Source organism: Streptomyces erythrochromogenes, from assembly GCF_036170895.1.
Taxonomy (GTDB): Bacteria; Actinomycetota; Actinomycetes; order Streptomycetales; family Streptomycetaceae; genus Streptomyces; species Streptomyces erythrochromogenes.
This window is the reverse complement of record NZ_CP108036.1, coordinates 3,762,606-3,786,446: the sequence shown is the minus strand read 5'-3', so window position 1 is coordinate 3,786,446 and position 23,841 is coordinate 3,762,606. Positions and strand designations below refer to the sequence as shown.

Genomic DNA, 23,841 nt, shown 5'->3' with positions numbered 1-23,841 from the left:
CCGAGACGGGCGTGATCGCCCATGTCCCCGGCCCCGGAGGTCTGCTCTATGTCCGCGAAGCGCGTCATCACCCGTTCTACCCGTATCACCGTCGGCGCAACCCTCGGTGCTGTGCTGGCTCTCGGGGCCGGGACGACCGCCGCCTTCGCCGACGCCCCGCAGACGGCTCCCGCCGCCGCCACCGCCGACGTCGCCGCAGCGGCGAAGAAGAAGGCCGGCCTGTGGGACAAGCCGCTGGAGAAGTACACGCTGTCCGCGACCTTCGGCAAGGGCGGCAGCATGTGGGCCCGCAAGCACTCCGGCCAGGACTTCGCCGTCCCGGTCGGCACCCCGGTCAACGCCGCCGCCGGCGGTGTGGTCGTCAAGGCCGGCCCGAACGGCGGCGGCGACGGCCCCGCCTACGGCAACGCCATCGTGATCAAGCACGCCAACAACACGTACTCGCAGTACGCGCACCTGTCGAAGATCCAGGTCAAGGTCGGCCAGAAGGTCTCCGTCAAGCAGCGCATCGCCCTGTCCGGCAACACCGGAAACTCCAGCGGCCCGCACCTGCACTTCGAGATCCGCACCACCCCGAACTACGGTTCGGCTCTCAACCCGGTGGCCTTCCTGCGCACCAACGGCGTCAGCATCTGACCCACGCAAGATCCTTTTCGTGACCACGCCGACCGGCCCTCGTGGCCGGTCGGCGTCGTCGTGTCCGATCAGGTCAGGTCAGTCAGGCAGGTCGGGTCAGGTGAGCAGCCAGGCGTGGGTCGGCTTCGGCGCCGGCGAGAGCTTGCCCTCCTTGTAGCCGGCGGCCTGCTCCTGCGTGAACGCCGAGTTGTAGACCTTGATGTTGTGCAGGGCGCCCTGCCACGGCCCGGTCCAGATGTTGTGGTGCTTGGACCGGCCGAGCTGCAGCGGCCCGGGGGCCTGCCAGATCGGCGGGACCGGCGTCTCGCCGGCCTTCTTGCCGTCCACGTAGAGGGCGATCGCCTTCTTCTCCGCGTCGTACGTGGCCATCAGCAGCGTCGGAGTCTTGAGGATGGTCAGCCCCTCCGCCGCCACGGTCCGCGTGGTCGCGGCCGCGCCCTTGTCGCCCGTCTGCACGCGGAAGATCCAGGCCTGCTTGCCGTTCACCTCGTTGACGCCCAGCTCGAAGGAGAACGACTCCCCGTCGCCCTGGCTCATGACGATCCGCGAGCCCTTGGCGGCTGAGCTGTAGGCGCGCGCCGTGATCGTGAAGCTCTTCGTCACGTCGACGACCGGCTCGGCCGACTGCCCCCACGAATTCCCGTTGCCCCTGCCGACGACCTGGAACCGCTTGCCCAGCGGGCCGACCTTGAGGTCGGTGCCAAGCCGGATCCCCATGCTGCCGTAGCTGTCGCGCAACAGGGTGTCGTCGCCCGCGACGGTGGCCGTGTAGACGCTCGGCGACTTCGAGTCCTCGGGCTCGGGCGCGGCCGAGGTCGACGGCTGCGCGTTCGCACCGTCCTCGCCGCCCTCGCCGCCCAGCAGGAAGAACGTTCCACCGCCGGCGAGGAGCGCCAGTACGGTCACCGTGCCGCCCAGCACCCACAGCTTTTTCTTCTTGCGCCGCTCGGCGTCGGACCGTTCGGCCATGGCCTCCCAGTCCGGCTGCTGCGACGCGCCGGGTATGTCCGGACCGGCCAGCCGCGTGAAGCCCGGCTGGGCCTGCGTGGCCGGCGGCCACTGACCGCCGTCCGCCTCCTGCTGGTACGGGTTCGGCTGCTGCTCGGACTGCGGGTAGCCGTAGCCACCGCCGCCGACCGGGTAGCCGTAGCCGTTCTGGGCGGGTGGTCCCGGCGGGAACCCGTAGCCGCTGCCGGGGGCGGGCTCGGGCTGCGGGCTGCTCGGGGGATTCGTGCCGTCGGTCATGGCACGGAGCCTAAGTCACGCCCCGGTGGGCGGGCACGGCCCGGTGCCCGTCCGTCAGTCCGGCGGCAGCTTGAGGACCGGGAAGCTGCCCGTCGCCGTCGGCGCGTGCTCCGGCAGCCACAGCACGGCGACCGCTCCGGCCGCCCCGCCGGCGGGCGTGCCCGCCGCCGTCGGCGAGCGGTCCAGGACACCCGGAGCCGCCACGTTGCGGAACGTCAACCGGGCGCCCAGCACCCGCGCCTGACCCTCCGCGATGGTCAGACCCAGCCCGTGCCCCACGCCCGCGCGGTCCGTCGACCCGGTACGGAACCGGCTCGGCCCCTCGCGCAGCAGCGCCTCGGGGAATCCCGGCCCGTGGTCGCGGACCCGTACGACCCGTCCCTCGACGTCGACCTGGATCGGCGGCTGCCCGTACCGGGCGGCGTTGGCTAGCAGGTTGCCCAGGATCCGCTCCAGCCGTCGTGGGTCGGTGCTGACGACTTCGTCCGCGACGATCCGTACGGTCGCCTCCGGCATCAGCGCCTTCACGCGCCGGCTCACGAACTCGCCGAGTGCCACGTCCTGGAGCTCCGCCCGCTCCGAGGCGCTGTCCAGCCGGGCCACCTCCAGCACGTCCTCGACCAGTGCCCGCAGTGCCTGCGCCCGGTCCCGGACCAGCTCCGTCGGCCGTCCCGGGGGCAGCAGTTCCGCAGCGGTGAGCAGGCCCGTCACCGGGGTCCGCAGCTCGTGCGCGATGTCCGCGGTCACCCGCTGCTCGGCCTCCAGCCGCTGTTGGAGCGCGTCCGCCATGGCGTCCACGGCCCGCGCGAGGTCGTCCGTCTCGTCGCGGACGACACCGCCGACCGCGTCCCGGACGCGTACGTCGGGATCACCGTGCGCCACTCGCTGCGAGGCGGCCGCGGCCTTGCGCAGCCGGCGCGAGATCTGCCCGCCGATGAGCACGCCGAGCGCCGAGCCGGCGACCACGGCGGACAGGCCGCCGATGACCAGGGCCCGGTCCAGGTCGGTGAGCAAAGTGGTGCTCTCCCGGAACGGCGTGTGCAGCGACAGCACCATCCCGTTTCCGAGCGGTACGGCGGCCCACACCTCGGGGAGCCCGTGCGGCCGCTCCTGGACGTAGGTGCCGCGCCGCCCCGACTGCGCCTTCTGCCGCAGCTCGACGGGCAGTTCGGGGTCGTTGAGCTTGGCCCCCATGGGGGGCTTGCGCCCGGCTTCGGCGTTGCGGGAGATGAACTGCACGCGTTCCAGCTGCACATCGCGCGCGCTCTCCAGCATCGAGACGCGGGCAGCGCTGTGCACCACCAGACTCAGCGCGATCGTGACGAGGGCGCCCACGGCGGCGATGGCGAGTGTGATCTTCCAGCGGATCCCCGTGCGGAGGGTGAACCGTCTCATGCCTTGAGTTTGTATCCGAAGCCCCGGACCGTTTCGATGCGGTCCTGTCCGATCTTGGTGCGCAGGCGCTGGACGTGGACGTCCACGACGCGGGTGTCGCCGCCCCAGTCGTAGTCCCAGACCCGCTCAAGGAGCCGGTCGCGCGACAGGACGGTGCCGGGCGCGGAGGAGAACTCCAGCAGCAGCCGCATCTCCGTCGGCGTCAGCGCCACGTGGGCGCCCGACCTGCGCACCTCCATGCCCTCGGTGTCCACTTCCAGATCGCCGAAGGAGAGCACCCCGCGCTCGGCGTCCGGGTCGTGGTCGGAGGCGCCCGCGGCGCCGTTCTGCGGGCCGCCGGAGTGGTCGAAGCGGCGCAGCACGGCGCGGATCCGGGCGACGAGCACGGATCCGTCGAACGGCTTGGTGACGTAGTCGTCGGCGCCCGCCTCCAGGCCCAGCACCACGTCGATGCTGTCGGCGCGCGCCGACAGCATGATGACGGGGACGGTGGACTCGTCGCGGATGCGGCGGCACAGGCTCACGCCGTCCATGCCCGGCACCATCACGTCCAGCAGGGCGATGTCGGGCCGGCGCGCGCGGAAGGACTCCAGGCCTGACAGGCCGTCGGGCATGGCCGTGACCACGAACCCGTCGCGCTCCAGCGCCAGGGTCGTGGCCTCACGGATGACGTCGTCGTCCTCCACGAACAGGACATGGGTCTCGGCCATGCGCAAGCCTCGCCTCAGTTCTTCTTGCTCAGTTCTTATGACTCGTGGCCGGCGCCGGCTGGACGCCGCCGTCGACCACGTTGCTGTACTCCGAGTGCACCCGGTCCTGCTCGGTGAACCTCTCCCCGTTCCAGCGGTACGTGATCACGTCCTCGCCCGACGGATAGGCGAGCGTGTCGCTCTTTCCGTAGACCTGCTTCGTGACCACCAGGTCGCCCCGGTCGATCTCCGCGTAGACGGGTGGCTGTTCGTCCGAGAACACATTCTCGTACGTGCCGCCGTCCGCCCGGTACACGTAGGAGCCGCGGCCCAGGGCGTCGGCGCAGGACAGGACGTTCACGACGATGTCCGTGACCGGACCGCCGGTGACCTTCCCGTAGCTCACGTCCACCGGGTACTCCTTGCCCGTGCAGGGCTTGAGGTCCCGCTTGACCTCGGAGCTGACCTTGGGGTCCGCCATGAGCAGTGCGACCGGGTCCACCTTCTTCAGGGGTGCGCCGGACCCGGAGGCCGAGGCCGGAGCGGTGTCGGTGGGCGCGGTCTTGGAGACGGGGTCGGTGCGTGCGGGGCCGCCGTCGCGCAGGCCGGTGCCTCCGGTGGCGCAACCGACCGCGAACACGGCTGTGCCGACGAGGACGATGGTCCCCGCCGACATCAGCACCAGACTGCCTCTTCCCCTGAATGCGGGGGGAGAGCTCCTGCCGTTCAGATCTTGGCCGTTCAGGCCGCGCACCGCTCACGCCCCTCGTACCGCATGGTGTGGTCACCGCGCTCCAGCGCACGCATGTCCAGGTCCCGGCTCTCCAGCTCCTGCCGGAGCCGGGCCAGGGCACGGTGCAGAGTGCTCTTCACGGTTCCCGCCGACATTCCGAGCGCCGCGGCCGTCTCCTCGGTGCTCATCTGCTCCCAGTGTCGCAGGACGACCACACTGCGCTGCTTGGGCGCGAGCACCTTGAGGATGTCCATCAGCAGGGCGCGGTCGGCGCGCTGGTCGGACCCGTCCTCGACGGACGCGTCGGGGAGCTGCTCGGTGGGGACCTCTTCGAGCTTGCGGGCGCGCCACCACTCCGTACGAGTGTTGATCATGACGCGGCGGAGGTAGGCGTCGGCCAGGGACTTGTCGGCGATGCCGTCCCAGCGGCCGTAGGTGCGCACCAGGGCCGTCTGCAGGAGGTCCTGGGCGTCGGTGGGGTCCGGAACCAGACGCCGGGCACTGCGCAGCAGGGCGTCCTGCCGAGTGCGTACGTACTCTTCGAACCCGAGTACCTCGCCATGCGCCTGCGCCATTTCAGACCGCCTCCGTTCCGTCCGACCGCTCCACCGCTGTCTTACGGGGACGACGGTACGGAGGGGTTGTCACGGGCCTGTGCGGGCCAGCCTTCGGTGGGAGCACGGACACCCATAGGTTGTGTAACAGCGCCTGTGAGCTGGGGTTTCCCGGCAACAAGCGGAATTGCTGACTCAGCTTCAGCGGCGGCTACGGGCGGTGGCGGACCGGTGCACGGTCCGTTCCCGAACCGCCTCCCGTCCGCCGCCGACCGCCTCGCCGGTCCCGCCGGTCACGCCTGCGGCTGTGTCTGCGGCCGTGCCTGCGGAAGCCGGTAGAGGCCGCCGTCGAGGGGCTCCACCAGTCCGTCGGAGACCAGCCCGTCGAGTGCACGGGCCCGCTGCACCGGCTCGTTCCAGACGGTGTCGAGCACGGCCTGCGGGACGGGGCCCACGGCCTCCCGCAGGACGGCCAGGAGTTTGCCGCGCACCTGCCGGTCGGTCCCGGCGTACGTCTGCCCGCGCCGCGGCGGCCCGTCGTGCGCCGGCTTCCCGGCCAGGCGCCACGCGCACAGCCCCGCCACCGGGCAGCGAACGCAGTCCGGGCTCTTCGCGGTGCACACGAGCGCGCCGAGCTCCATCGAGGCCGCCGCCCAGCGGGCCGCGGTGGCCTCGTCCCCGGGCAGCAGCTCGCGGGCCAGGCGCCGCTCGGCGGCCGTGGTCGCGTTCGGCGGGTACTCGACCCCGGTGGCGGCGCGCGCGAAGACCCGCCGGACGTTGGTGTCGAGGACGGCGTGCCGCTGCCCGTACGCGAAGGAGGCCACCGCGGCGGCGGTGTACTCGCCCACCCCGGGCAGCGCGAGGAGCTGCGCGTGCTCCCGCGGTACTTCACCCCCGTGCCGCTCCGTTATCGCGGCGGCCGCGCCGTGCAGCCGCAGGGCCCGGCGCGGGTAGCCGAGCCGCCCCCAGGCCCGCACGGCCTCACCGGGGGCCTCGGCGGCCAGGTCTGCGGGGCGGGGCCAGCGGGCGAGCCACTGCTCGTAGACCGGCAGCACCCGGCTGACCGGGGTCTGCTGGAGCATGAACTCGCTGACCATGACGCCCCAGGGGCCGGCCTCGGGGCGGCGCCAGGGCAGGTCGCGGGCGTGCTCCTCGAACCACGAGATGACGGGGGAGTGCAGCACGTGGGAGGAGCCGGCGGGCACGTCATGGGAGCCGTCGGGGGAGCCGTCGCGGGACACGTCCGGCGACACGTCGGGGGAGGAAGAGGGGGATGCAGTCATGGCATACGGCATCCTGACACGTTTCGGACCTCGGGGAAGGACTCGCCGCCCGGGCCCGGCCCGGTCAGCCGGATGCCCGCCCGGATACCGCCCGCCCGGAGGCCGCCCGCCCGGATCCCGCTCGCCCGGATGCCGCCCGCCCGCACCGCGCGGACGCCCGAGGCCACCGGCCCGGTGAGCGCCAGGACGACGAGCACGGCGACCGAACCGCCCAGCAGCAGGCCCAGCGCCACGTCGTGCGGGTAGTGGACGCCGACGAAGACGCGGGAGAAGGCCATCAGCAGCGCGAGCGGCACCACCAGCGGCGCGAGCCGGCGTACGGCCATGGCCAGCGCGACGGCCGCGGCGCCCGCGATGGCCGCGTGGTTGCTGGGGAACGACCAGTCGCCGGGCGGCGGGCACCCGACCAGCGGGGCCGCGGCGCCGGCGACGGTGCGGCACGGACGCTCCTCCTCCACGGTGGACTTCACGGCCTCCGAGACGACGTACGCGACGGCGGTGGCCGCCGGCGCGAGGAGGGCGAGCGCCACCGCCCGGGCGTCGCCCCGGCTGCGCGCCCGCCACCAGACGGCGGCGAGGAGCACCCCGAAGAGCCAGAGCCCGTATCCCGTCCAGAGCTCGAACGTCCGCTGCACCCACACTGGTGCGGAATCGGCGAAGCCGGTGACGGTGCGGTAGGGGCCGGAGGTGTCCATGGTCACCGAACGTACACAAACCGGATTAATGTCCATGTCAGCCCATTGGCCGGTTCCCGCCGCTTCCGCTTGGGCCCGCAGGATGATCATCGGCAAATCAAGTCCGCTGCGCGGCATGTGGGGCACTGATCGGGCCGCGAACCTTTGTAAGGTTCCGTTCGTGGGATCTCTGCGCAATCCGGTCGGGCCGCTCCCCTCCTCCATCTACTGGCGACGGAGGGCTGTGCTGGCGTCAGTCGTCGCGCTCCTCGCGCTGCTCGCCGTATGGACCGTCAGTTCCGGCGGGGGGAGGACGAGTACGAACGGAAAGGGCGAGGGCCGCCCCGATCCCGTCACCTCGATCACCCCCGGCCCGGGCGGCACGGGCCCGGCCATCAGCGCCGCCCCCGGCGGCCGCCCCGAGTCCGGAGGCGGTGGCACCACCGGCTCCGAGGGCGGCTCGGGCGGTGGCGCGGGCAAGAACGGCGAACCGGGCAACGGCACCGGCACGAGCGGCGGTTCGGGCTCCGCCGGCGGTGGCGCGGGCGGCCCGGCGGCGGTTCCGGCGGACTCCCCGCTCCCCACGTGCGCGACGTCCGCGCTCCAGTGGGAGGTCAAGAGCGCGAAGAACGAGTACGAGGCGAACGAGAAGCCCCGCCTCGAACTGGTCGCCCGCAACACCTCCGGGACGACCTGCAAGGTCGATCTCGGCCCGAAGCAGGCCGTCCTGACCATCCTTCAGGCGAGCAGCAACAAGGCGGTCTGGTCCTCGGCGGACTGCCCGACCGGCGCCGGCAACGCCTTCTTCCGCCTCCCCGCGCAGGGCGAGACCAAGCACGCGCTGGACTGGGACCGCAGGTTCAGCGCGGCCGACCAGTGCCAGTCGCCCCCGGCGGGGTCCGCGGCTCCGGACACCTACGTGGTCGAGGTCAAGTCCCCCGGCATGCCGGTGGCCCGCACCTCGTTCGTCCTCAAGCAGGACTGACGACCGGCCGGGCGGCGCCGCAGGCCGGTGCTGTGACGGGAAGGTCCACCGGGTGACGACGCCCGGCAAACCTTCCCGGCCACAGCACTAGACGTAGCGCTCCAGGATGGACGACTCGGCCAGACGGGACAGGCCCTCGCGGACGCTCCGCGCGCGGGCCTCGCCCACGCCGTCCACCGTCTGCAGGTCGTCGACGCTCGCGGCGAGCAGCTTCTGCAGACCGCCGAAGTGCTCCACCAGCCGCTCGATGATCGCGCCCGGCAGCCTCGGCACCTTCGCCAGCAGCCGGTAGCCGCGGGGCGACACCGCCGAGTCCAGGGTTTCGGGTGAGCCCGTGTACCCCAGCGCCCGCGCCACGATGGGCAGTTCCAGGAGTTCCGGGTGGGTCAGCGCGTCCAGCTCCGCCAGCGCCTCGTCCACCGTGCGGGAACGCTTCGCCGTCGGCTCGGGCACGTAGTCCCGGATGACCAGCTCGCGCTCCTGCTCGATACCCACCGTCAGCTCGTCCAGCTGGAGGGACAGCAGTCGCCCGTCCGTGCCCAGTTCGACCACGTACTCGGCGATCTCGGTCGCGATCCGGCGGACCATTTCCAGCCGCTGCGCGACCGCCGTCACGTCGCGCACCGTGACCAGGTCCTCGATCTCCAGCGCCGACAGCGTGCCCGCGACCTCGTCCAGGCGCAGCTTGTACCGCTCCAGCGTGGCCAGCGCCTGGTTCGCCCGCGACAGGATCGCCCCGGACTCCTCCAGGACCCGCCGCTCCCCGTCGACGTACAGCGCGATCAGCCGCATCGACTGCGACACCGACACCACCGGGAACCCGCACTGCTTCGAGACGCGGTCGGCCGTGCGGTGGCGCGTGCCCGTCTCCTCCGTGGGGATGGACGCGTCCGGTACGAGCTGTACGCCGGCCCGCAGGATCTTGGTGAGGTCCTTGTCGAGGATCAGGGCGCCGTCGAGCTTGCACAGCTCGCGCAGCCGGGTCGCGGTGAACTCCACGTCCAGGACGAAGCCGCCCGTGCACATCGCGTCGACGGCCTTGTCCATGCCGAGGACGATGAGGCCGCCGGTGTTGCCCCGGACGATCCGCTCAAGGCCGTCGCGCAGTGGCTGACCGGGTGCGACCGCGCTCAGCGAGGCGCGCATGAGCGCGTCGTGCTTGGAGCTCGCGCCGGACTTCCCGGGTGCTGATGCCCCGTCCTTGGCTGCCACTGCACTCCTCCGGTCGCGGGTTGCGCCGCCCAGCGCGGGGGCACGAGGACGTGCGTACGGCCGGGCGGACCAGCACAAAGTCTACCGGCGCGCGCTGCGGCCCCGCCGTGGCTTGGCCAGGTAGGGCCCGGCGGGGGCCGCTACGGACCCCCTGACCAGGGCGGCGACCGGTCGGTCGGCCGGGTCGATCATGACGGTCCGCCCGGTTCGATCATGACCGCCGGGCCGAGACCTGCTCCGCGGGCCGGGACCTGCTCCGCGGGCCGGGACCTGCTCTGCGGTCGTGGCCCGCTTCCTGACCGTGGCCTACTCCCGCGGCCGTGGCCTACTCCGCGGCCGCGGGACGCTCCTTGGCCTCCCTGGCCGGCGTACGGGAGCGCCCGCGCGGCAGCACCCGCAGCGCGTCGCCCATGTCGGCCACCTCGGTGACCTTCATCCCGGGCGGCACCTTGCCCGGATCCGCCGGCACCAGCGCGTGCGTGAAGCCCAGCCGGTGCGCCTCCGCCAGCCGCCGCTGCACGCCCGTCACCCGCCGCACCTCGCCGGCCAGGCCGACCTCGCCGATGGCCACCAGGTTCTTCGGGAGCGGCACGTCGCTGGCGGCGGACGCCAGCGCGAGCGCGATCGCGAGGTCGGCGGCCGGCTCGGTGAGCTTCACCCCGCCCACGGTGGCGCTGTAGATGTCGCGCTTGCCGAGCGCGGTGATCCGGCCGCGCTGCTCCAGCACCGCCAGCATCATCGAGACGCGCGAGGTCTCCAGACCCGAGGTGGTCCGCCGGGGGGAGGGGATCTGCGAGTCCACGGTCAGCGCCTGCACCTCGGCGACCAGCGGCCGCTTCCCCTCCAGGGTCACGGTCAGGCAGGTCCCCGGAACGGCCTCGGCGCGCCGGGTCAGGAACAGCCCGCTCGGGTCGGCGAGCCCGGTGATCCCCTCGTCGTGCAGCTCGAAGCAGCCGACCTCGTCAGTGGCGCCGTAGCGGTTCTTCACGCCGCGCACGAGCCGCAGCCGTGCGTGCCGGTCGCCCTCGAAGCTCAGCACCACGTCGACGAGGTGCTCCAGCAGGCGCGGACCGGCGATGGCGCCGTCCTTGGTGACGTGGCCGACGAGGAGGGTGGCCATGCCCCGCTCCTTGGAGGCCCGGATCAGCGCGCCCGCCACCTCGCGCACCTGGGCCATGCCGCCGGGCGCGCCGTCGATCTCGGGCGAGGCGACGGTCTGTACGGAGTCCAGGACGAGGAGGGACGGCTTCACGGCGTCGAGGTGGCCGAGCACCGCCGACAGGTCGGTCTCGGCGGCGAGGTACAGGTGGTCGCTCAGCGCCTTGATGCGGTCGGCCCGCAGCCGCACCTGGCTCGCCGACTCCTCACCCGTGACGTACAGCGTGCGGTGCGTGTCGCTGGAGGCCTTCGCCGCGACGTCCAGCAGCAGCGTCGACTTGCCCACGCCGGGCTCGCCGGCCAGCAGCACGACGGCGCCGGGCACGAGCCCGCCGCCCAGGACGCGGTCCAGCTCGTCCACACCGGTGCTGCGCGCGGTCGCCGTCCGCCCGTCGACCTGGGCGATCGGCAGCGCGGCGGTCGACACCCGGCCGGCCGCGGTGGTCCGCACGGCGGGCGCCCCCATCTCCTCGACGGTGCCCCAGGCCTGGCACTCCGGACACCTGCCGAGCCACTTGGCCGTCGTCCAGCCGCACTCGGTGCAGCGGTACGACGGTCGGTCCTTGGCGGATGAACGAGCAGTGCGGGCAGCCATGCCGCTCACGGTAGCCGCCCGCACCGACAGCCCGGCCCGCGGTGCCGGCCGGGGCGCCCGGACCGGCACCGCCGCCCACGTCACGGTCGTCGTCGGGCGGTCGTCGGGGCGGTCGTCGGGCCGGTCGTCGGGCCGGTCGTCAGGGCGGCCGTCAGTCCGCCACCGATCTGTTCACCCATAAGGGCTAAAACTGGGGAAGGCTTCCAAGGCGCCCCCGGCGCGCCGCCTACGGTCGCCAGGTGAACAGCAGCAACCAGGCACACCCCTCGCCGCGCACCGGCGCACACCGGGCGCACGGGCGCACGCCTCAAGAAGAGGAGCCGCCGCGCCCCTTCCGGCACGAGCCGTATCTCGACGGCCTGTTCACCTACTGCCTGTCGGTCCTGTGCGATCACGACACGGCGACCGACGTGCTCGGAGACGTCCTCGCCGTCGCCGAGCGGCATCCCGGCCGCTGCCCCGACGAGGGCGACCGGCGGGCCTGGCTCTACGCGCTCGCCCGCTGGGGCTGCCTGTGCCGGCTGGCGGAGCAGCGGCGCGTCCGACAGGGAGCGCATTCCGCCCGGCGTGCGCCGGAGCACACCGGGCGCGACCGTGCGCCGGGGGGCGCAGCCACCGACGGCTCTGCGGCGGACGCCCACCGGCAGCTTGACGTGAGCGCCTACCGCCGTACCGAGCTGGCCCGTCTCGCCTGGCCGGAGGCCGCGGGGACCACACCCGCGCAGCGCGAGGCACTCGAACTCGCCGTCCGCCACCGCCTCGCCGTCCCCGAACTCGCCGCGGTCCTCGGCACGCCCCCCGCCGCCGCCCGGGAGCTGCTGACCGGCGCCGCCTGCGAGGTGGAGCGCACCCGCGCAGCCCTCGCCGTCGTCGAGACCGGCAGCTGTCCCAGCGTCTCCCAGCTCACCGGCGCCGACGCGGACGGCAACGGCGGCAACGGCGACGTGCTGCTGTCCAGCACCCTGCGCGCCGAACTCGTCCGGCACGTCGACGACTGCCCCCGGTGCCGGCGCGTCGCCGAACGGGTGGGCGCCGCCGCCCCCTGGCCCGGCTCCGGCGGCGTCAACACCGCCGCACTGCCGCTCGTACCCGCCCCGCGCACCGCGGTCCACGCGGCGATGCTCCGCTCCGGCCGGGGCCGCGGCCGCAGCCCCGGCCCGCGCTTCGACCGCACCGGCTTCCCGATGGACCCCAAGGACCGCGCGGCCCGCCGCGACCGGCTGCGGGCCCGGGCGGTGACCACCACCGTCGTGGCCACCGTCGTCGCCGCCCCGGTCCTGGCGCTGTGGGCCTCGTACCGCGGCGAGCACGGCACCGGCGAACCCGTCGGCAACGGCTCCCCCCGTATCTCCGCCAGTGAGAGCGAGCTCCCGACGGCCCGGATCGGCGGCCGCCCGCTGACCGCCTACGAGAACGCGGGGAACGCGGCCACCACCATCGGCGGCCCCGGCTTCGCCGAGAGCAGCGACTCCTCCGACGTCTCCGTCGAGGTGATCAGCTCGGGCCCGCCGGCCACCCCCGACCACGCCGGAGCCCCCGGCCGGCTCTCCGTGGCCGCGTCCTCGCGGGGCGCCCTCACCGTGCTCACCCTCACCGCCTCGGGCGGAGCCCCGGTGGACTGGCGGCTCTGGTCCGATGCGCCGTGGCTGCGCGCGAGCCGCACCGCGGGCACCCTCGCGCCCGGAGAATCGGTCACCCTGCACATCGCCGTCGACCCCGAGGCGCAGCCCGTCGGCGCCTGGACCGCCCGGGTCGGGGTCGACCCGACCGGTGCGGTGGTCTCCATCCGGGGCCGCGGCCGGCCCGCGTCGACACCGACCCCGCAGCCCGAACCGACGCACCCCGCGAGCCACTCGCCGACGCCGGACCAGACCCAGGGGCCCACGCCGACGCCGACCCCGACGGAACCGACGATCCCGCCGCCGTCCCCGACACCCGCGCCGACCCCGACGGACGGCGCAGGCGGAACGGTTTCCCCCGCGCCCGACCCGGCACCGTCCGGACCGGCGGGGGGCTGACGGCGGACCGGGTCGACGCTCCGCCTACGGAGCCGGGTCCGCGGGGTGCGGAGCCATCGGCAGCAGCGAGGCCAGCCGGGCCTCGCACAGCTGCACGAGCGCCTCGTACCCCTCCTTGCCCATCAGCTCCGTCAGCTCGGCGCGGTACGACACGTACACCGGGTCCCCGGCGCCGTGCGCGGACGTCGCCGACGTGCACCACCAGTGCAGGTCGTGGCCGCCCGGGCCCCAGCCCCGGCGGTCGTACTCGCCGATCGACACCTGCAGCACCCGGGTGTCGTCGGGCCGCTCGATCCAGTCGTACGTCCGGCGGATCGGCAGCTGCCAGCAGACGTCCGGCTTGGTCTCCAGCGGCTCCCGGCCCTCCTTCAGCGCGAGGATGTGGAGCGAGCAGCCGGCCCCGGCGGGGAACCCCGGCCGGTTCAGGAAGATGCACGCACCGTCCCAGCGGCGGGTCTGCTTCTCCCCGTCGTCGTCGGCCTGCGTCCACCCGCTCTCGCTGCCGACGTCGTGGAACTGCCACAGCTCGGGCGTCAGCCGGGCCACGTGCTCCGCGACGCGCTTCTCGTCGTCCTCGTCGGAGAAGTGCGCGCCGAGCGTGCAGCAGCCGTCCGAGGCCCGGCCCGCCTGGATGCCCTGGCAGCCGCTGCCGAAGATGCAGGTCCAGCGGGAGGTCAGCCAGGTCAGGTCGCAGCGGAAGACCTGCTCGTCGTCGGCGGGGTCGGGGAACTCCACCCAGGCCCGAGGGAAGTCGAGCCCCTTCTCGTCGGCCACGGCCTTGGCCTTTCCGGGCTTCAGGGGCTTCAGTGGCTTGCCGTTCTTGGCGCGCTTGGTGCTTGCGCCCTGGTCGTCCTTGCCCGTGTCCTTCTCCGACCGGGTCTTGTTGGCCTTCTTCGTATTTGGCACAAACCCAAGCCTAAGCGCCCCTTACACAACCCCCGAGCGTTCCTCGCAGTAGCGTTTCCCCCTATGAGACTCGGTGTCCTTGATGTGGGTTCGAATACGGTCCATCTGCTGGTGGTGGACGCGCACCCCGGCGCGCGCCCGCAGCCGGCGCACTCGCACAAGGTGGAAATAAGGCTGGCGGAGCTCCTCGACGAGGCCGGCGCCGTCACACCAGCGGGCGTCGAGCGTCTCCTCTCCGTCATCAACGAAGCGGTACAGGCCGCCGAGGACAAGGGCTGCGAGGACGTCCTCCCCTTCGCGACCAGTGCCGTGCGCGAGGCCACCAACGCCGACGAGGTGCTGGCCCGGGTCAAGGCCGAGACCGGCGTCGACCTGCCGGTGCTCAGCGGTGAGGACGAGGCACGGCTCACCTTCCTCGCCGCGCGCCGCTGGTTCGGCTGGTCCGCCGGGAAGCTGCTGGTCCTGGACATCGGCGGCGGCTCCCTGGAGATCGCGTACGGCATCGACGAGGACCCGGACGCCGCCGTCTCCCTCCCCCTGGGCGCGGGCCGCCTCACCTCGGGCTGGCTCCCCGGCGACCCGCCGGACGCCCTGGACATCCGGGCGCTGCGGCGGCACGTGCGGGCGGAGATCGCGCGGACGGTCAGAGAGTTCAGCCGCTTCGGTGCCCCGGACCACGTGGTGGCGACGTCGAAGACCTTCAAGCAGCTGGCCCGCATCGCGGGCGCGGCCCGCTCGGCGGAAGGCCTGTACGTGCAGCGCGACCTCAGCCGCAAGTCCCTGGAGGAATGGGTCCCGCGCCTGGCCGCGATGACGACGGCCCAGCGCTCGGCCCTCCCGGGCGTCTCGGAAGGGCGGGCGAACCAGCTGCTGGCAGGTGCGCTGGTCGCCGAGGGCGCCATGGACCTCTTCGGCGTCGACGAGCTGGAGATCTGCCCGTGGGCCCTGCGCGAGGGCGTCATCCTGCGCCGACTGGACCACCTCCCGACCCCGGGCGCGGCGCCGGCGTAGGGGATAGGGGGGACCTTCGCGCGGGCTGGCGGACGTACGGGTGCACGCGCACTCGGCGCCCTCACCCCGCGGCCCCCGCGCCCCGGGCCGGTGGCTGCCCACCCACCCCCTGCGTCGGGGTGGTGTGGGGGGAGCGGTGTCCGCTGGGGCGGGAGTCGGTGACGTGCTGGGGGTTTCCCGTCAGTCCCATCGTCTCTCCGTGTCGTGCCGGTCCCTCAAGGGCGCTCGTTCCTCGCGTCGCTGCGCGATGGCCTTCGGCCACCCTTGACCGACCGTCCCGCCCCGGAAATCCGAAAGACTGCCGGGAAGCCCCCAAGGGAACGGGCCGGGGGAGAGAAGACCATCGGGGCGTCGGCGCTGCCCGGGCGGAGCCCGGCGCGCATCCAATCGCTACGCGCTGCTGTCTGGTGGCGTCTGCCAGCCCCTGGGGCTGGTCATAAGCCGCCATCGATCGCTACGCGCTTCTCGATCACGCGTCCGCAGACCGTCTGTGTCGGGCGCAGAGGCCCTCGTGACCTGCTGATGTCGGTCAAGGACAGCTCCCTGCTTTTGGCGGATGACGAACACTTCGAGGTCATGAGCCTCCGGCTCCGGTCCTACAGCGGCGTTCGGGCGGTACGGGACCTGCGCGAGCGGGCTCGGCTCGTCGGCGCGCAGAAGGGCTGACGTTGGGTGAGGGATTCGGACAGTCTTGGCTTGATGACGTCGGGTGGACCTTGGGCCTAAGGTGTGCCGGTGATCTTCAAGTGGAAGCGGAAGGCCTCGGGCCTCGCCGCCGTTGTGTCCGAGCTGGAAGAGTCGGTTGCCGCTCGCGATGGGGACCGTACCGAGCGTGCCTTCGCCGCCATGATGGCCGGGGTGCAGTCGGCTTCGGAGGCTGAGCATGTTCTGGCAGGGCCCCGGCTGGCGGCGCTGATTCCCGCATTCCCGGCCACCGGGCCGCGGCCGATGCTGGCGATGGCGGCCGGCTACTGCGTCGAGCGCGGGGCGGATCCGGTGGCCTGCGCCGAGCCGATCCTCGACGGCGTCCACCGGGACCTGCTCGACGCCCTCGAGTTCGCCCGCCGCTGGACCGCGACCGGGGAGGACGGACTGCCGGAGCCGGACGAGAAGATCATCGATGATGCTCTGCTGGCACGCCTGGGCGGTGAGGTGCACGAGGCCCTGCAGCTGGTACTGGCCTGGTGCGCGGTCGAGGAGTGGCAGCCGCCCGCGCTGGCCGTGCTGTGCCGCAGCGCCGAGGTGCGCCGCCGGGACTCGTCCGCGCTCCTCTCGGCCTGCCGTGACCTGGCGGCCCTGGAACGGCACGACCTCAAATGCCTGGCGCACGCGCTGGCGGTGCTGGACGACGAGCCCCTCGTGGTGCTGCACAGGCCCACCGGGACCGGGTTCGAGATACGCATCGGCGGCATCGGGGACAACTTCCAGTTGCACACACTGCTCGCCCACGTCCTCGTCGGCGGCGGCCACGTTCCCGGTACCGGGCCTTCGGCGGAGAGCGTCCGCCTGGCCACGGACCCCGAGCCCGCCCGGGGACGTACCCAGGCCGTCGCGACCGGGGCCTTCGAACTCCTCGCCCCGGACGGCGAGCGGATCTGGAACGAGGGGCTGCCGGACGACATCCCCGTGGTGGAGGGGCGCCGCCTGCTCGTGCTCGACGAGCCGGCGTACCAGCGCAGCTGGAACGCCGACCGGTTCTTCCCGCACCTCCCGGGAACGGCCGAGCTGACTCGCGTCCTGACCGCGGACGAGACGCGGACCTGGCTCGCCCGAACGTCCTGACGCGGCGGGCCGGGCCCGTCACCGCTCCGGGGCGCCGGCCTCCGGGTCCGGGGCCGGGGGAAAGCCCAGGTGGTCCAGGAGGGTGTCGAAGAGTTCTTCCGCGAAGGGCTCGTGGGAGCGCAGGACCGCCTCGATGACGGCCGGAACCCCGCCCGCGTGGCGGCCGTCACGTACCGGGCGGGCGCGGGCCCCGTACCCTGTCCCCGTGGCAGAACCCGTCCGCATCCCGACCGCGAAAGTCGCCCTGTCCACCGCCTCCGTCTATCCGGAGTCCACGGCGACCGCCTTCGAGATCGCCGCGCGCCTCGGATACGACGGCGTCGAGGTGATGGTGTGGACGGATCCGGTCAGCCAGGACATCGACGCGCTGCGCCGCCTGTCGGACCAGCACCAGGTGCCGATCCTGGCCGTTCACGCGCCCTGTCTGCTCATCACCCAGCGGGTGTGGTCCACCGATCCGTGGGTCAAGCTGCAGCGCGCCCGGTCGGCGGCCGAGAAGCTCGGTGCGTCCACCGTCGTCGTGCATCCGCCGTTCCGGTGGCAGCGCCAGTACGCGCGGGACTTCGTCTCCGGCATCTGGCGGATGGCCGAGGAGACCGACGTGCGGTTCGCCGTGGAGAACATGTATCCGTGGCGGTACCGCGACCGCGAGATGCTCGCCTACGCGCCCGAGTGGGACGTGACGAAGGACGACTACCGGCACTTCACCGTCGACCTGTCGCACACCGCGACCGCCCGTACGGACGCGACCGCGATGATCGACCGGATGGGGGAGCGGCTGGCGCACGTGCACCTCGCCGACGGCAACGGGTCGGCGAAGGACGAGCACCTGGTGCCGGGCCGGGGTACGCAGCCCTGCGCCGAGCTGCTGGAACGTCTCGCCCGGAGCTCCTTCGACGGCCACGTGGTGATCGAGGTCAACACGCGGCGGGCGATGTCCTCCGCCGAGCGCGAGGCCGATCTCGCCGAGGCGCTGGCCTTCACCCGCCTGCACCTGGCCGCCGCCGGTCACGACCGGGCCCGCCGGCCGTGACCGGGGAGAGCAAGCCGCGCCGCCGGGGGCCGGGCCGGCCCCGCCAGGACGAGGTCGAGGAGGGCCCGGGCACCCAGGAGCGCATCCGGCTCGCCGCCCGCGAGGTGTTCGCGGAGCGCGGCTACGACAAGACGTCCGTGCGCGGCATCGCGAAGGTCGCCGGCGTGGACCCGGCCCTGGTGCACCACTACTTCGGCAGCAAGGACGACCTCTTCGCCGCGGCCATCGAGATCAGCATGGAGCCGGCCATGGTGGTCCCCGCCGTCATCGGGGAGGGGCCGGAGGGCATCGGCGAGCGGCTGGCGCGCTACTTCCTCGGCGTCTGGGAGAACCCGGTCACCCGGGCCCCGCTGCTCGCGGTGATCCGGTCCGCGCTCACGCACGAGGCCGCCGCGAAGGTGCTGCGCGGGCTCGTGCTGCGCAGGCTCCTGGAGCGGGTCGCCGCCGATCTGGACGTGCCCGACCCGACCTTCCGCGCCGAGCTCGCCGCCTCCCACATGGTCGGCATCGCGATCCTGCGCTACGTGCTGCAGGTCGAGCCCCTCGCGTCCGCGGACCCGGAGGACATCGTGGCGCTCGTGGCCCCTACGCTTCAGCGGTACCTGACCGAGGACTGAGCCTCCCGTCCCGTCATGCGGACACGCCGTCCGGATCCCGGGCAGTGGGCGTAGCCTCGTATCTGAGCCATATCCGCAGTCGCGGCTGACCGTACAGCCGCACTCATGGGGAGTGAACCGCATGCCCGAGTTGAGGTCCCGCACCGTCACCCACGGCCGCAACATGGCGGGCGCCCGCGCCCTTATGCGCGCGTCGGGCGTAGCGAGCGAGGACATCGGCAAGCCGATCATCGCGGTCGCCAACTCCTTCACCGAGTTCGTCCCCGGTCACACGCACCTGGCGCCCGTCGGCCGCATCGTCTCCGACGCCATCCGCGCGGCCGGCGCGATCCCCCGCGAGTTCAACACGATCGCCGTCGACGACGGCATCGCGATGGGCCACGGCGGCATGCTGTACTCCCTGCCGTCGCGCGACCTGATCGCGGACAGCGTGGAGTACATGGTCGAGGCGCACTGCGCCGACGCCCTGATCTGCATCTCCAACTGCGACAAGATCACCCCGGGCATGCTGATGGCCGCCATGCGCCTCAACATCCCGGCCGTGTTCGTCTCCGGCGGCCCGATGGAGGCCGGCCAGGCCATCCTCGTCGACGGCACCGTCCGCAAGCTGGACCTGATCGACGCCATGGTGGACGCCTCCAACGAGAACGTCTCCGACGAGGACGTGCTCCGCATCGAGGAGAACGCCTGTCCCACCTGCGGCTCGTGTTCCGGCATGTTCACCGCCAACTCGATGAACTGCCTCGCCGAGGCCATCGGCCTGGCCCTCCCGGGCAACGGCTCGGTCCTCGCGACCCACACCGCCCGCCGCGCCCTGTACGAGGACGCCGGCCGCACGGTCGTGGAGATCACCAAGCGGTACTACCAGGACGACGACGAGTCCGTCCTGCCCCGCAACATCGCCACCCGCGAGGCCTTCGAGAACGCCATGGCCCTCGACATCGCCATGGGCGGCTCGACCAACACGATCCTGCACCTGCTGGCCGCCGCGCAGGAGGCGGGTCTGGAGTACGACCTCAAGGACATCGACGCCGTCTCGCGCCGCGTCCCGTGCCTCGCCAAGGTCGCCCCGAACGTGGCGCCCGGCGGCACGTACTACATGGAGGACGTGCACCGGGCCGGCGGCATCCCCGCCATCCTCGGCGAACTGCACCGCGGCGGGCTCCTCAACAAGGAGGTGACGACCGTCCACTCCGCGGGCCTGGAGGACTGGCTGGCGAAGTGGGACGCCCGCTCCGGCACGGCGTCCGACACGGCCATGGAGCTGTGGCACGCGGCCCCCGGCTGCGTCCGCTCCGCCACCGCCTTCTCCCAGTCCGAGCGCTGGGACACCCTCGACCTCGACGCCGAGGGCGGCTGCATCCGCTCCGTGCAGCACGCGTACTCCAAGGACGGCGGCCTCGCCGTCCTGCGCGGCAACATCGCCGTCGACGGCTGCGTCGTGAAGACGGCCGGTGTCGACGAGTCGATCTGGACCTTCAAGGGCCCGGCGGTCGTCTGCGAGTCGCAGGACGAGGCCGTCGACAAGATCCTGCGCAAGGAGGTCAAGGCGGGCGACGTCGTCGTCATCCGCTACGAGGGTCCGCGCGGCGGCCCCGGCATGCAGGAGATGCTCTACCCGACGTCCTTCCTCAAGGGCCGCGGCCTCGGCAAGGTCTGCGCGCTGGTGACGGACGGCCGCTTCTCCGGCGGCACCTCCGGCCTGTCCATCGGCCACGCCTCCCCGGAGGCGGCGTCCGGCGGCGACATCGCCGTCGTCGAGAACGGCGACCTGATCCGCATCGACATCCCCAACCGGTCCATCGAGATCCTCGTCGACGACGCCACCCTGGCGGCCCGCCACGAGGCCCTCGGCGGCGTCTACGCGCCGAAGAACCGCGAGCGCAAGGTCTCCGCTGCCCTGCGCGCCTACGCCGCGATGGCCACCAGCGCCGACAAGGGCGCGGTCCGCGACGTCACCCGGCTGGGCTGACCCGGCCGGCCCCTGCAGCGACGCCCCCGCACCGCTCCGGTGCGGGGGCGCCCGCGTCTCACCGCGGCGGGGTCGCGCCCGCGTTCACCACCGGGCGGGATCGCCCGCGTCCACCGCGAACAGCGACCCGTCGGGCGCGCCCGCGAACACCCGCCCGCCGCCGGCCACCGGTGCCGGCAGCGTCGACGCGTACGTGGCCCTGCCGTCCGCCATCCGCGGCCTGGTCTGGCCCGCCGGCCTGCCGTCGGCCGCGTCGACGGCGAGCAGCCGCCCGTCCGGCGCCGTCAGGTGGACCCGGCCGTCGGCGACCACCGGACGGGAGGCCACCGTCACGCCCGTCTCCAGTCGCCACCGCTCCTTGTCGGCCCCGACGGCGACCAGCGCGCCGGAGGTCCCGACCAGGTAGGTGGTCCCGTCCCGGTCCACCGTCGCCTCCGCGTCGTACAGCGGCGCGGTGAGCCGCACCCGCTGTGCGGTGCGCGCCGTCAGATCGGCGCGCACGACGGCGGTGGTCCTGGCGGACGCGTCGACCTCCATCAGGTACAGGCCGCCGTGCGCGGCGCCGACCGGCCGCAGCCGCCCCGTCGTGCGGAACTGCCGGGTCACCGTCCCGTTCGCCGGATCGACCGCGGCGAGCTGGGTGGAACCGCTGCCGTCAGGCGTCGCCACGTACAGTTCCGGCGCCGCGCCGCCCTCGGGCCCGCCGCCGGTCCACCACACGGAGCCGAGCCCGCCGATCTGCTGGGTCCAGCGCGTCGTGCCGGTGGCCGCGTCCAGTGCGGTGACGCTGCCGTTCGTACCGACCAGCAGCACCTGCCCGCCCGCGGGCACCGCCTGCGAGCCGGCGGGGAGCCCCAGCCGCCAGCGTTCCGCACCCGTGGCCGGGTCCAGTGCCTGCAGCGTCTCGCTTCCGGGCGCCACGACGAGGACCCGTCCGCCGGCGTGCAGGGGTGCGCCGGCGGTCGGCGTCCCCTTGGCCGGGGAGGCCGCGGGCGCCTCCAGGCTCCACACCGTCGAACCGTCCGCGGGGTCGAGCCGGGCCGCGGCGAGCCCCGGTCCGGCGCAGTACAGGGCCTCCGCCTGCCAGGAGCAGGCCCCGATCCGGCTGCCCGTCCCGGGCTTGCCCAGGGGGACCGACCAGGGGGCGAAGGTCTTCGCGGGCGCCGGATCAGCCTTCCCGGCGATCTGGGCGGGCGAGGATCCGGCGGCGCCGCCGTAGCGCAGGTACCCGCCGACGGCGCCGCCCACCAGCAGCAGCCCGATCCCGGCCCCGACGGCGATCCGGGCCCGCCGCCTGCGCGGAGGGCGCGGCTCCGCCGCGGCGGGGATCCGCTCCCGGCGGTGGGTGAGCAGCTCGGCCCCGTCGGGCTCCCGCGGCCGCGGTATGAAGGCCTGGGTGTCCTCGGCGGTCGGGTAGGCGACCGCCCGCATCTCGGCGATCAGCTCCTCGGCGGTGGGCCGCTCCTGCGGGTCCTTGGCCAGGCACCGCTCGACGAGGGGGACGAGCTGCCGCGGCAGCCCGGTCAGGTCGGGCTCGCTGTGCACCACCTGGTACGCCACCAGGTAGTGGCTGTCGGAGTCGAAGGGCCCGCGGCCCGTCGCCGCGTGCACGAGCACCGCGCCGAGGGCGAAGACGTCCGCGGCCGTCCCCACCTCGCGGGGCCGCTGGAACTGCTCGGGCGCCATGAACGGCGGGGTCCCGATCAGCTTTCCGGTCTCGGTCCGCAGGTCGCTGTCGGCCGGCCGGGAGATCCCGAAGTCGATGACGCGTACGCCGTCGGGTGCCATGAGCACGTTGCTGGGCTTGAGGTCCCGGTGGACCACGCCCGCCCGGTGGATGTCGCGCAGCGCCTCCGCCAGGCCGGCGGCGAGCCGGGCCAGTTCGGTGCGGTCCAGCACCTGCTTGCGCACGCGCTCGGCGAGCGTCGGCGCGTCGATGAACAGGGTGGCCATCCAGGGCCGTTCGGCGTCGGGGTCGGCGTCCACGACGGGCGCGGTGAAAGCACCGCTCACCCGGCGCGCGGCCGTGACCTCCTGCCGGAACCGGGCCCGGAACTCCGGGTCCACGGCATGCTCGGCATGCACGATCTTGACGGCGAGTTTCAGCCCCGAGCCGGACGTGGCGAGGTGGACGACGCCCATGCCTCCGGAGCCGAGCACCGATTCGAGCCGGTACTGCCCGGCGTACTCCGGAAAGCCCGCGTAGTCCGCGCGCAGCGAATGCACCGCTCACCACCCCCGTCGGAGCCTAGTCGATGACCCGTACGCATCTCCAAGGTCCTGCTACCCTGCGCGAGTTGCGCACGGCAACGCCCATGGGGGGAGATTTCGCATGTCGGTGGAGAACGATTCGAGCCAAGTCCAGAGCCTGGCCGCAGGTTCCGGCTACCCGTCCTATCCGGTCGCTCCCGGCTACCGGCTGAACGTCCGCAGCGGTCCCGGGACCAACTACTCGGTGATCGACGTGCTGCCGCTCGGCGCGACCGTCACGCTGCGCTGCCAGACCGAGGGCACCACCGTCTCGGGCCCGTACGGCACGACGGACATCTGGGACTGTGTCGGGAACGGCCGCTTCGTCTCCGACGCGTACGTCAGGACCGGCAGCGACGGCTTCGTCGTCACGCACTGCGGCTGACCCGTCTGACCCGTCTGACCCGTCTGACACGTGAGACACACCCGGCCCGACCGGTCCGGCGGGGGATAATCGCTGCTGTGAGCGACGACCAGCGAGACCAGACCCCCGCCGAGCCGGCTGCCGCGGACCGGGCCGCCGCCACGGCCGCGTCCGAGCCGGCGGTCCCGGCCGGCCCGCAGCCCGAGCCGCTCCGGTTCTTCGGCACCACCTGGGTGGACCACGAGGGCGGCTACGGCCTGCGCCGCGCGGCCCTCGCCGTCGGCTCCCTGGTCACGGCCACCGCCGCCGCCGTGCTGCTCCGCCTCTCCTACGAGGGCCTGGAGATCGGCAACGTCGGCCCCTTCCTCAGCATCTCCGTCGTCGTCCTCTTCGCGATCGCCAGCGCCATCGCCTTCGTCAAGACGTGGGACTCCTTCCGCCGGCGCCCGGCCCCGTCCTCCGACGAGGCCGCCCTCAAGGGCCTGAAGACGATCGGCTTCATCGGCTCGCTCATCGCCTACTCCCTGCGCTGCCTGACCGAGGCCCCGGGCGAGAAGCTCCACCGCGCCGAGTACGAGCGGGCCCAGGCCGAGTACGCCCGCCGCCGCAGCACCCGTACGGGCAACCCGGCCGCCCGGCGCCCCAAGCGCAAGAAGTAGCCCGCCCGCCCTCCCGGCGGTCTCGCACGTTCCCGGTCATTGACGCCCGGGCACCGCCAGGAGCATTATT

General features: G+C 73.3%; 22 protein-coding genes. 10 read left to right on the top strand and 12 right to left on the bottom strand.

The genetic code is table 11. From position 1 onward, the window contains the following. Positions 1 to 48: 48 nt before the first annotated feature. Positions 49 to 636 carry a M23 family metallopeptidase gene (locus OHA91_RS17080; protein ID WP_266498813.1) on the top strand — a complete coding sequence of 196 codons (588 nt, stop codon included), beginning with the start codon at positions 49 to 51 and terminating at the stop codon, positions 634 to 636. A 96-nt stretch (positions 637 to 732) separates the two neighbouring features. Here OHA91_RS17080 and OHA91_RS17075 read toward each other — a convergent pair whose 3' ends face one another. From OHA91_RS17075 to OHA91_RS17045, 7 genes are all read right to left on the bottom strand, one after another. Then, on the bottom strand, positions 733 to 1,881 hold the full coding sequence (locus tag OHA91_RS17075; RefSeq protein WP_328739568.1) for a LamG-like jellyroll fold domain-containing protein: 1,149 nt from the start codon (positions 1,879 to 1,881) through the stop codon (positions 733 to 735). 54 nt (positions 1,882 to 1,935) lie between these two features. Then, positions 1,936 to 3,276, bottom strand: coding sequence for a two-component system sensor histidine kinase CseC (gene cseC / locus OHA91_RS17070; protein WP_031147815.1), 1,341 nt, complete (start codon positions 3,274 to 3,276; stop codon positions 1,936 to 1,938). Next, positions 3,273 to 3,986 (bottom strand): two-component system response regulator CseB, encoded by a 714-nt coding sequence (cseB, locus tag OHA91_RS17065; RefSeq protein ID WP_328739567.1) that lies wholly within the window; start codon positions 3,984 to 3,986, stop codon positions 3,273 to 3,275. Before cseB ends, cseC begins: the two co-directional genes overlap by 4 nt. Positions 3,987 to 4,014: 28 nt before the next feature. After that, positions 4,015 to 4,641, bottom strand: a complete 627-nt coding sequence (locus OHA91_RS17060) for a hypothetical protein (protein ID WP_031147817.1) — start codon at positions 4,639 to 4,641, stop codon at positions 4,015 to 4,017. A 65-nt stretch (positions 4,642 to 4,706) separates the two neighbouring features. After that, the gene (locus OHA91_RS17055) at positions 4,707 to 5,273 is read right to left on the bottom strand and encodes a SigE family RNA polymerase sigma factor (protein WP_030763752.1); all 567 of its coding nucleotides are present in this window, start codon (positions 5,271 to 5,273) and stop codon (positions 4,707 to 4,709) included. Between the two features lie 272 nt (positions 5,274 to 5,545). Continuing rightward, positions 5,546 to 6,535: an HhH-GPD family protein gene (locus OHA91_RS17050; protein ID WP_328739566.1), complete on the bottom strand. Its 990-nt coding sequence runs from the start codon at positions 6,533 to 6,535 to the stop codon at positions 5,546 to 5,548. Further along, positions 6,532 to 7,230, bottom strand: coding sequence for a phosphatase PAP2 family protein (locus OHA91_RS17045; protein WP_328739565.1), 699 nt, complete (start codon positions 7,228 to 7,230; stop codon positions 6,532 to 6,534). The genes OHA91_RS17050 and OHA91_RS17045 overlap by 4 nt, the downstream gene beginning before the upstream one ends. A 160-nt stretch (positions 7,231 to 7,390) precedes the next feature. On the opposite strand from OHA91_RS17045, the gene OHA91_RS17040 reads away from it, so the two are divergent. Continuing rightward, positions 7,391 to 8,194, top strand: a complete 804-nt coding sequence (locus OHA91_RS17040; RefSeq protein WP_031147822.1) for a hypothetical protein — start codon at positions 7,391 to 7,393, stop codon at positions 8,192 to 8,194. 87 nt (positions 8,195 to 8,281) lie between these two features. Here OHA91_RS17040 and disA read toward each other — a convergent pair whose 3' ends face one another. Beyond that, positions 8,282 to 9,406 (bottom strand): DNA integrity scanning diadenylate cyclase DisA, encoded by a 1,125-nt coding sequence (disA, locus tag OHA91_RS17035; RefSeq protein ID WP_031147823.1) that lies wholly within the window; start codon positions 9,404 to 9,406, stop codon positions 8,282 to 8,284. A gap of 325 nt (positions 9,407 to 9,731) precedes the next feature. Next, entirely contained in the window at positions 9,732 to 11,159 is a 1,428-nt protein-coding gene (gene radA / locus OHA91_RS17030; RefSeq protein WP_031147825.1) for a DNA repair protein RadA, read from the bottom strand. A 239-nt stretch (positions 11,160 to 11,398) separates the two neighbouring features. Between radA and OHA91_RS17025 the strand changes: the two genes are divergently transcribed. After that, entirely contained in the window at positions 11,399 to 13,177 is a 1,779-nt protein-coding gene (locus OHA91_RS17025; RefSeq protein WP_328739564.1) for a BACON domain-containing protein, read from the top strand. Between the two features lie 24 nt (positions 13,178 to 13,201). Here the strand turns inward: OHA91_RS17025 and OHA91_RS17020 are convergent, their stop codons facing one another. After that, positions 13,202 to 13,984, bottom strand: coding sequence for a hypothetical protein (locus OHA91_RS17020; protein ID WP_276566340.1), 783 nt, complete (start codon positions 13,982 to 13,984; stop codon positions 13,202 to 13,204). 162 nt (positions 13,985 to 14,146) lie between these two features. Here OHA91_RS17020 and OHA91_RS17015 point away from each other — a divergent pair, with 162 nt between their 5' ends. Beyond that, the gene (locus OHA91_RS17015) at positions 14,147 to 15,094 is read left to right on the top strand and encodes a Ppx/GppA phosphatase family protein (RefSeq protein WP_031147828.1); all 948 of its coding nucleotides are present in this window, start codon (positions 14,147 to 14,149) and stop codon (positions 15,092 to 15,094) included. Positions 15,095 to 15,829: 735 nt separating this feature from the next. Beyond that, positions 15,830 to 16,876: a hypothetical protein gene (locus OHA91_RS17010; protein WP_245240040.1), complete on the top strand. Its 1,047-nt coding sequence runs from the start codon at positions 15,830 to 15,832 to the stop codon at positions 16,874 to 16,876. Between the two features lie 18 nt (positions 16,877 to 16,894). Here the strand turns inward: OHA91_RS17010 and OHA91_RS17005 are convergent, their stop codons facing one another. After that, a complete protein-coding gene (locus tag OHA91_RS17005) occupies positions 16,895 to 17,101 on the bottom strand; it encodes a hypothetical protein (RefSeq protein WP_031147830.1) in 207 nt (68 codons plus the stop codon). On the opposite strand from OHA91_RS17005, the gene OHA91_RS17000 reads away from it, so the two are divergent. From OHA91_RS17000 to ilvD, 3 genes are all read left to right on the top strand, one after another. Beyond that, positions 17,082 to 17,909: a sugar phosphate isomerase/epimerase family protein gene (locus tag OHA91_RS17000; RefSeq protein ID WP_031147831.1), complete on the top strand. Its 828-nt coding sequence runs from the start codon at positions 17,082 to 17,084 to the stop codon at positions 17,907 to 17,909. The genes OHA91_RS17005 and OHA91_RS17000 overlap by 20 nt on opposite strands. Then, entirely contained in the window at positions 17,906 to 18,526 is a 621-nt protein-coding gene (locus OHA91_RS16995) for a TetR/AcrR family transcriptional regulator (RefSeq protein ID WP_031147833.1), read from the top strand. The genes OHA91_RS17000 and OHA91_RS16995 overlap by 4 nt, the downstream gene beginning before the upstream one ends. A 121-nt stretch (positions 18,527 to 18,647) precedes the next feature. Next, positions 18,648 to 20,498, top strand: coding sequence for a dihydroxy-acid dehydratase (ilvD, locus tag OHA91_RS16990; protein WP_328739563.1), 1,851 nt, complete (start codon positions 18,648 to 18,650; stop codon positions 20,496 to 20,498). An 84-nt stretch (positions 20,499 to 20,582) separates the two neighbouring features. On the opposite strand, the gene OHA91_RS16985 is transcribed toward ilvD, so the two are convergent. Beyond that, positions 20,583 to 22,724 (bottom strand): serine/threonine-protein kinase, encoded by a 2,142-nt coding sequence (locus OHA91_RS16985; protein WP_328739562.1) that lies wholly within the window; start codon positions 22,722 to 22,724, stop codon positions 20,583 to 20,585. Positions 22,725 to 22,830: 106 nt separating this feature from the next. On the opposite strand from OHA91_RS16985, the gene OHA91_RS16980 reads away from it, so the two are divergent. After that, the gene (locus tag OHA91_RS16980) at positions 22,831 to 23,133 is read left to right on the top strand and encodes an SH3 domain-containing protein (protein ID WP_031147837.1); all 303 of its coding nucleotides are present in this window, start codon (positions 22,831 to 22,833) and stop codon (positions 23,131 to 23,133) included. A gap of 77 nt (positions 23,134 to 23,210) precedes the next feature. Next, positions 23,211 to 23,771 carry a hypothetical protein gene (locus OHA91_RS16975; protein ID WP_031147838.1) on the top strand — a complete coding sequence of 187 codons (561 nt, stop codon included), beginning with the start codon at positions 23,211 to 23,213 and terminating at the stop codon, positions 23,769 to 23,771. The last annotated feature ends 70 nt before the right edge of the window (positions 23,772 to 23,841 follow it).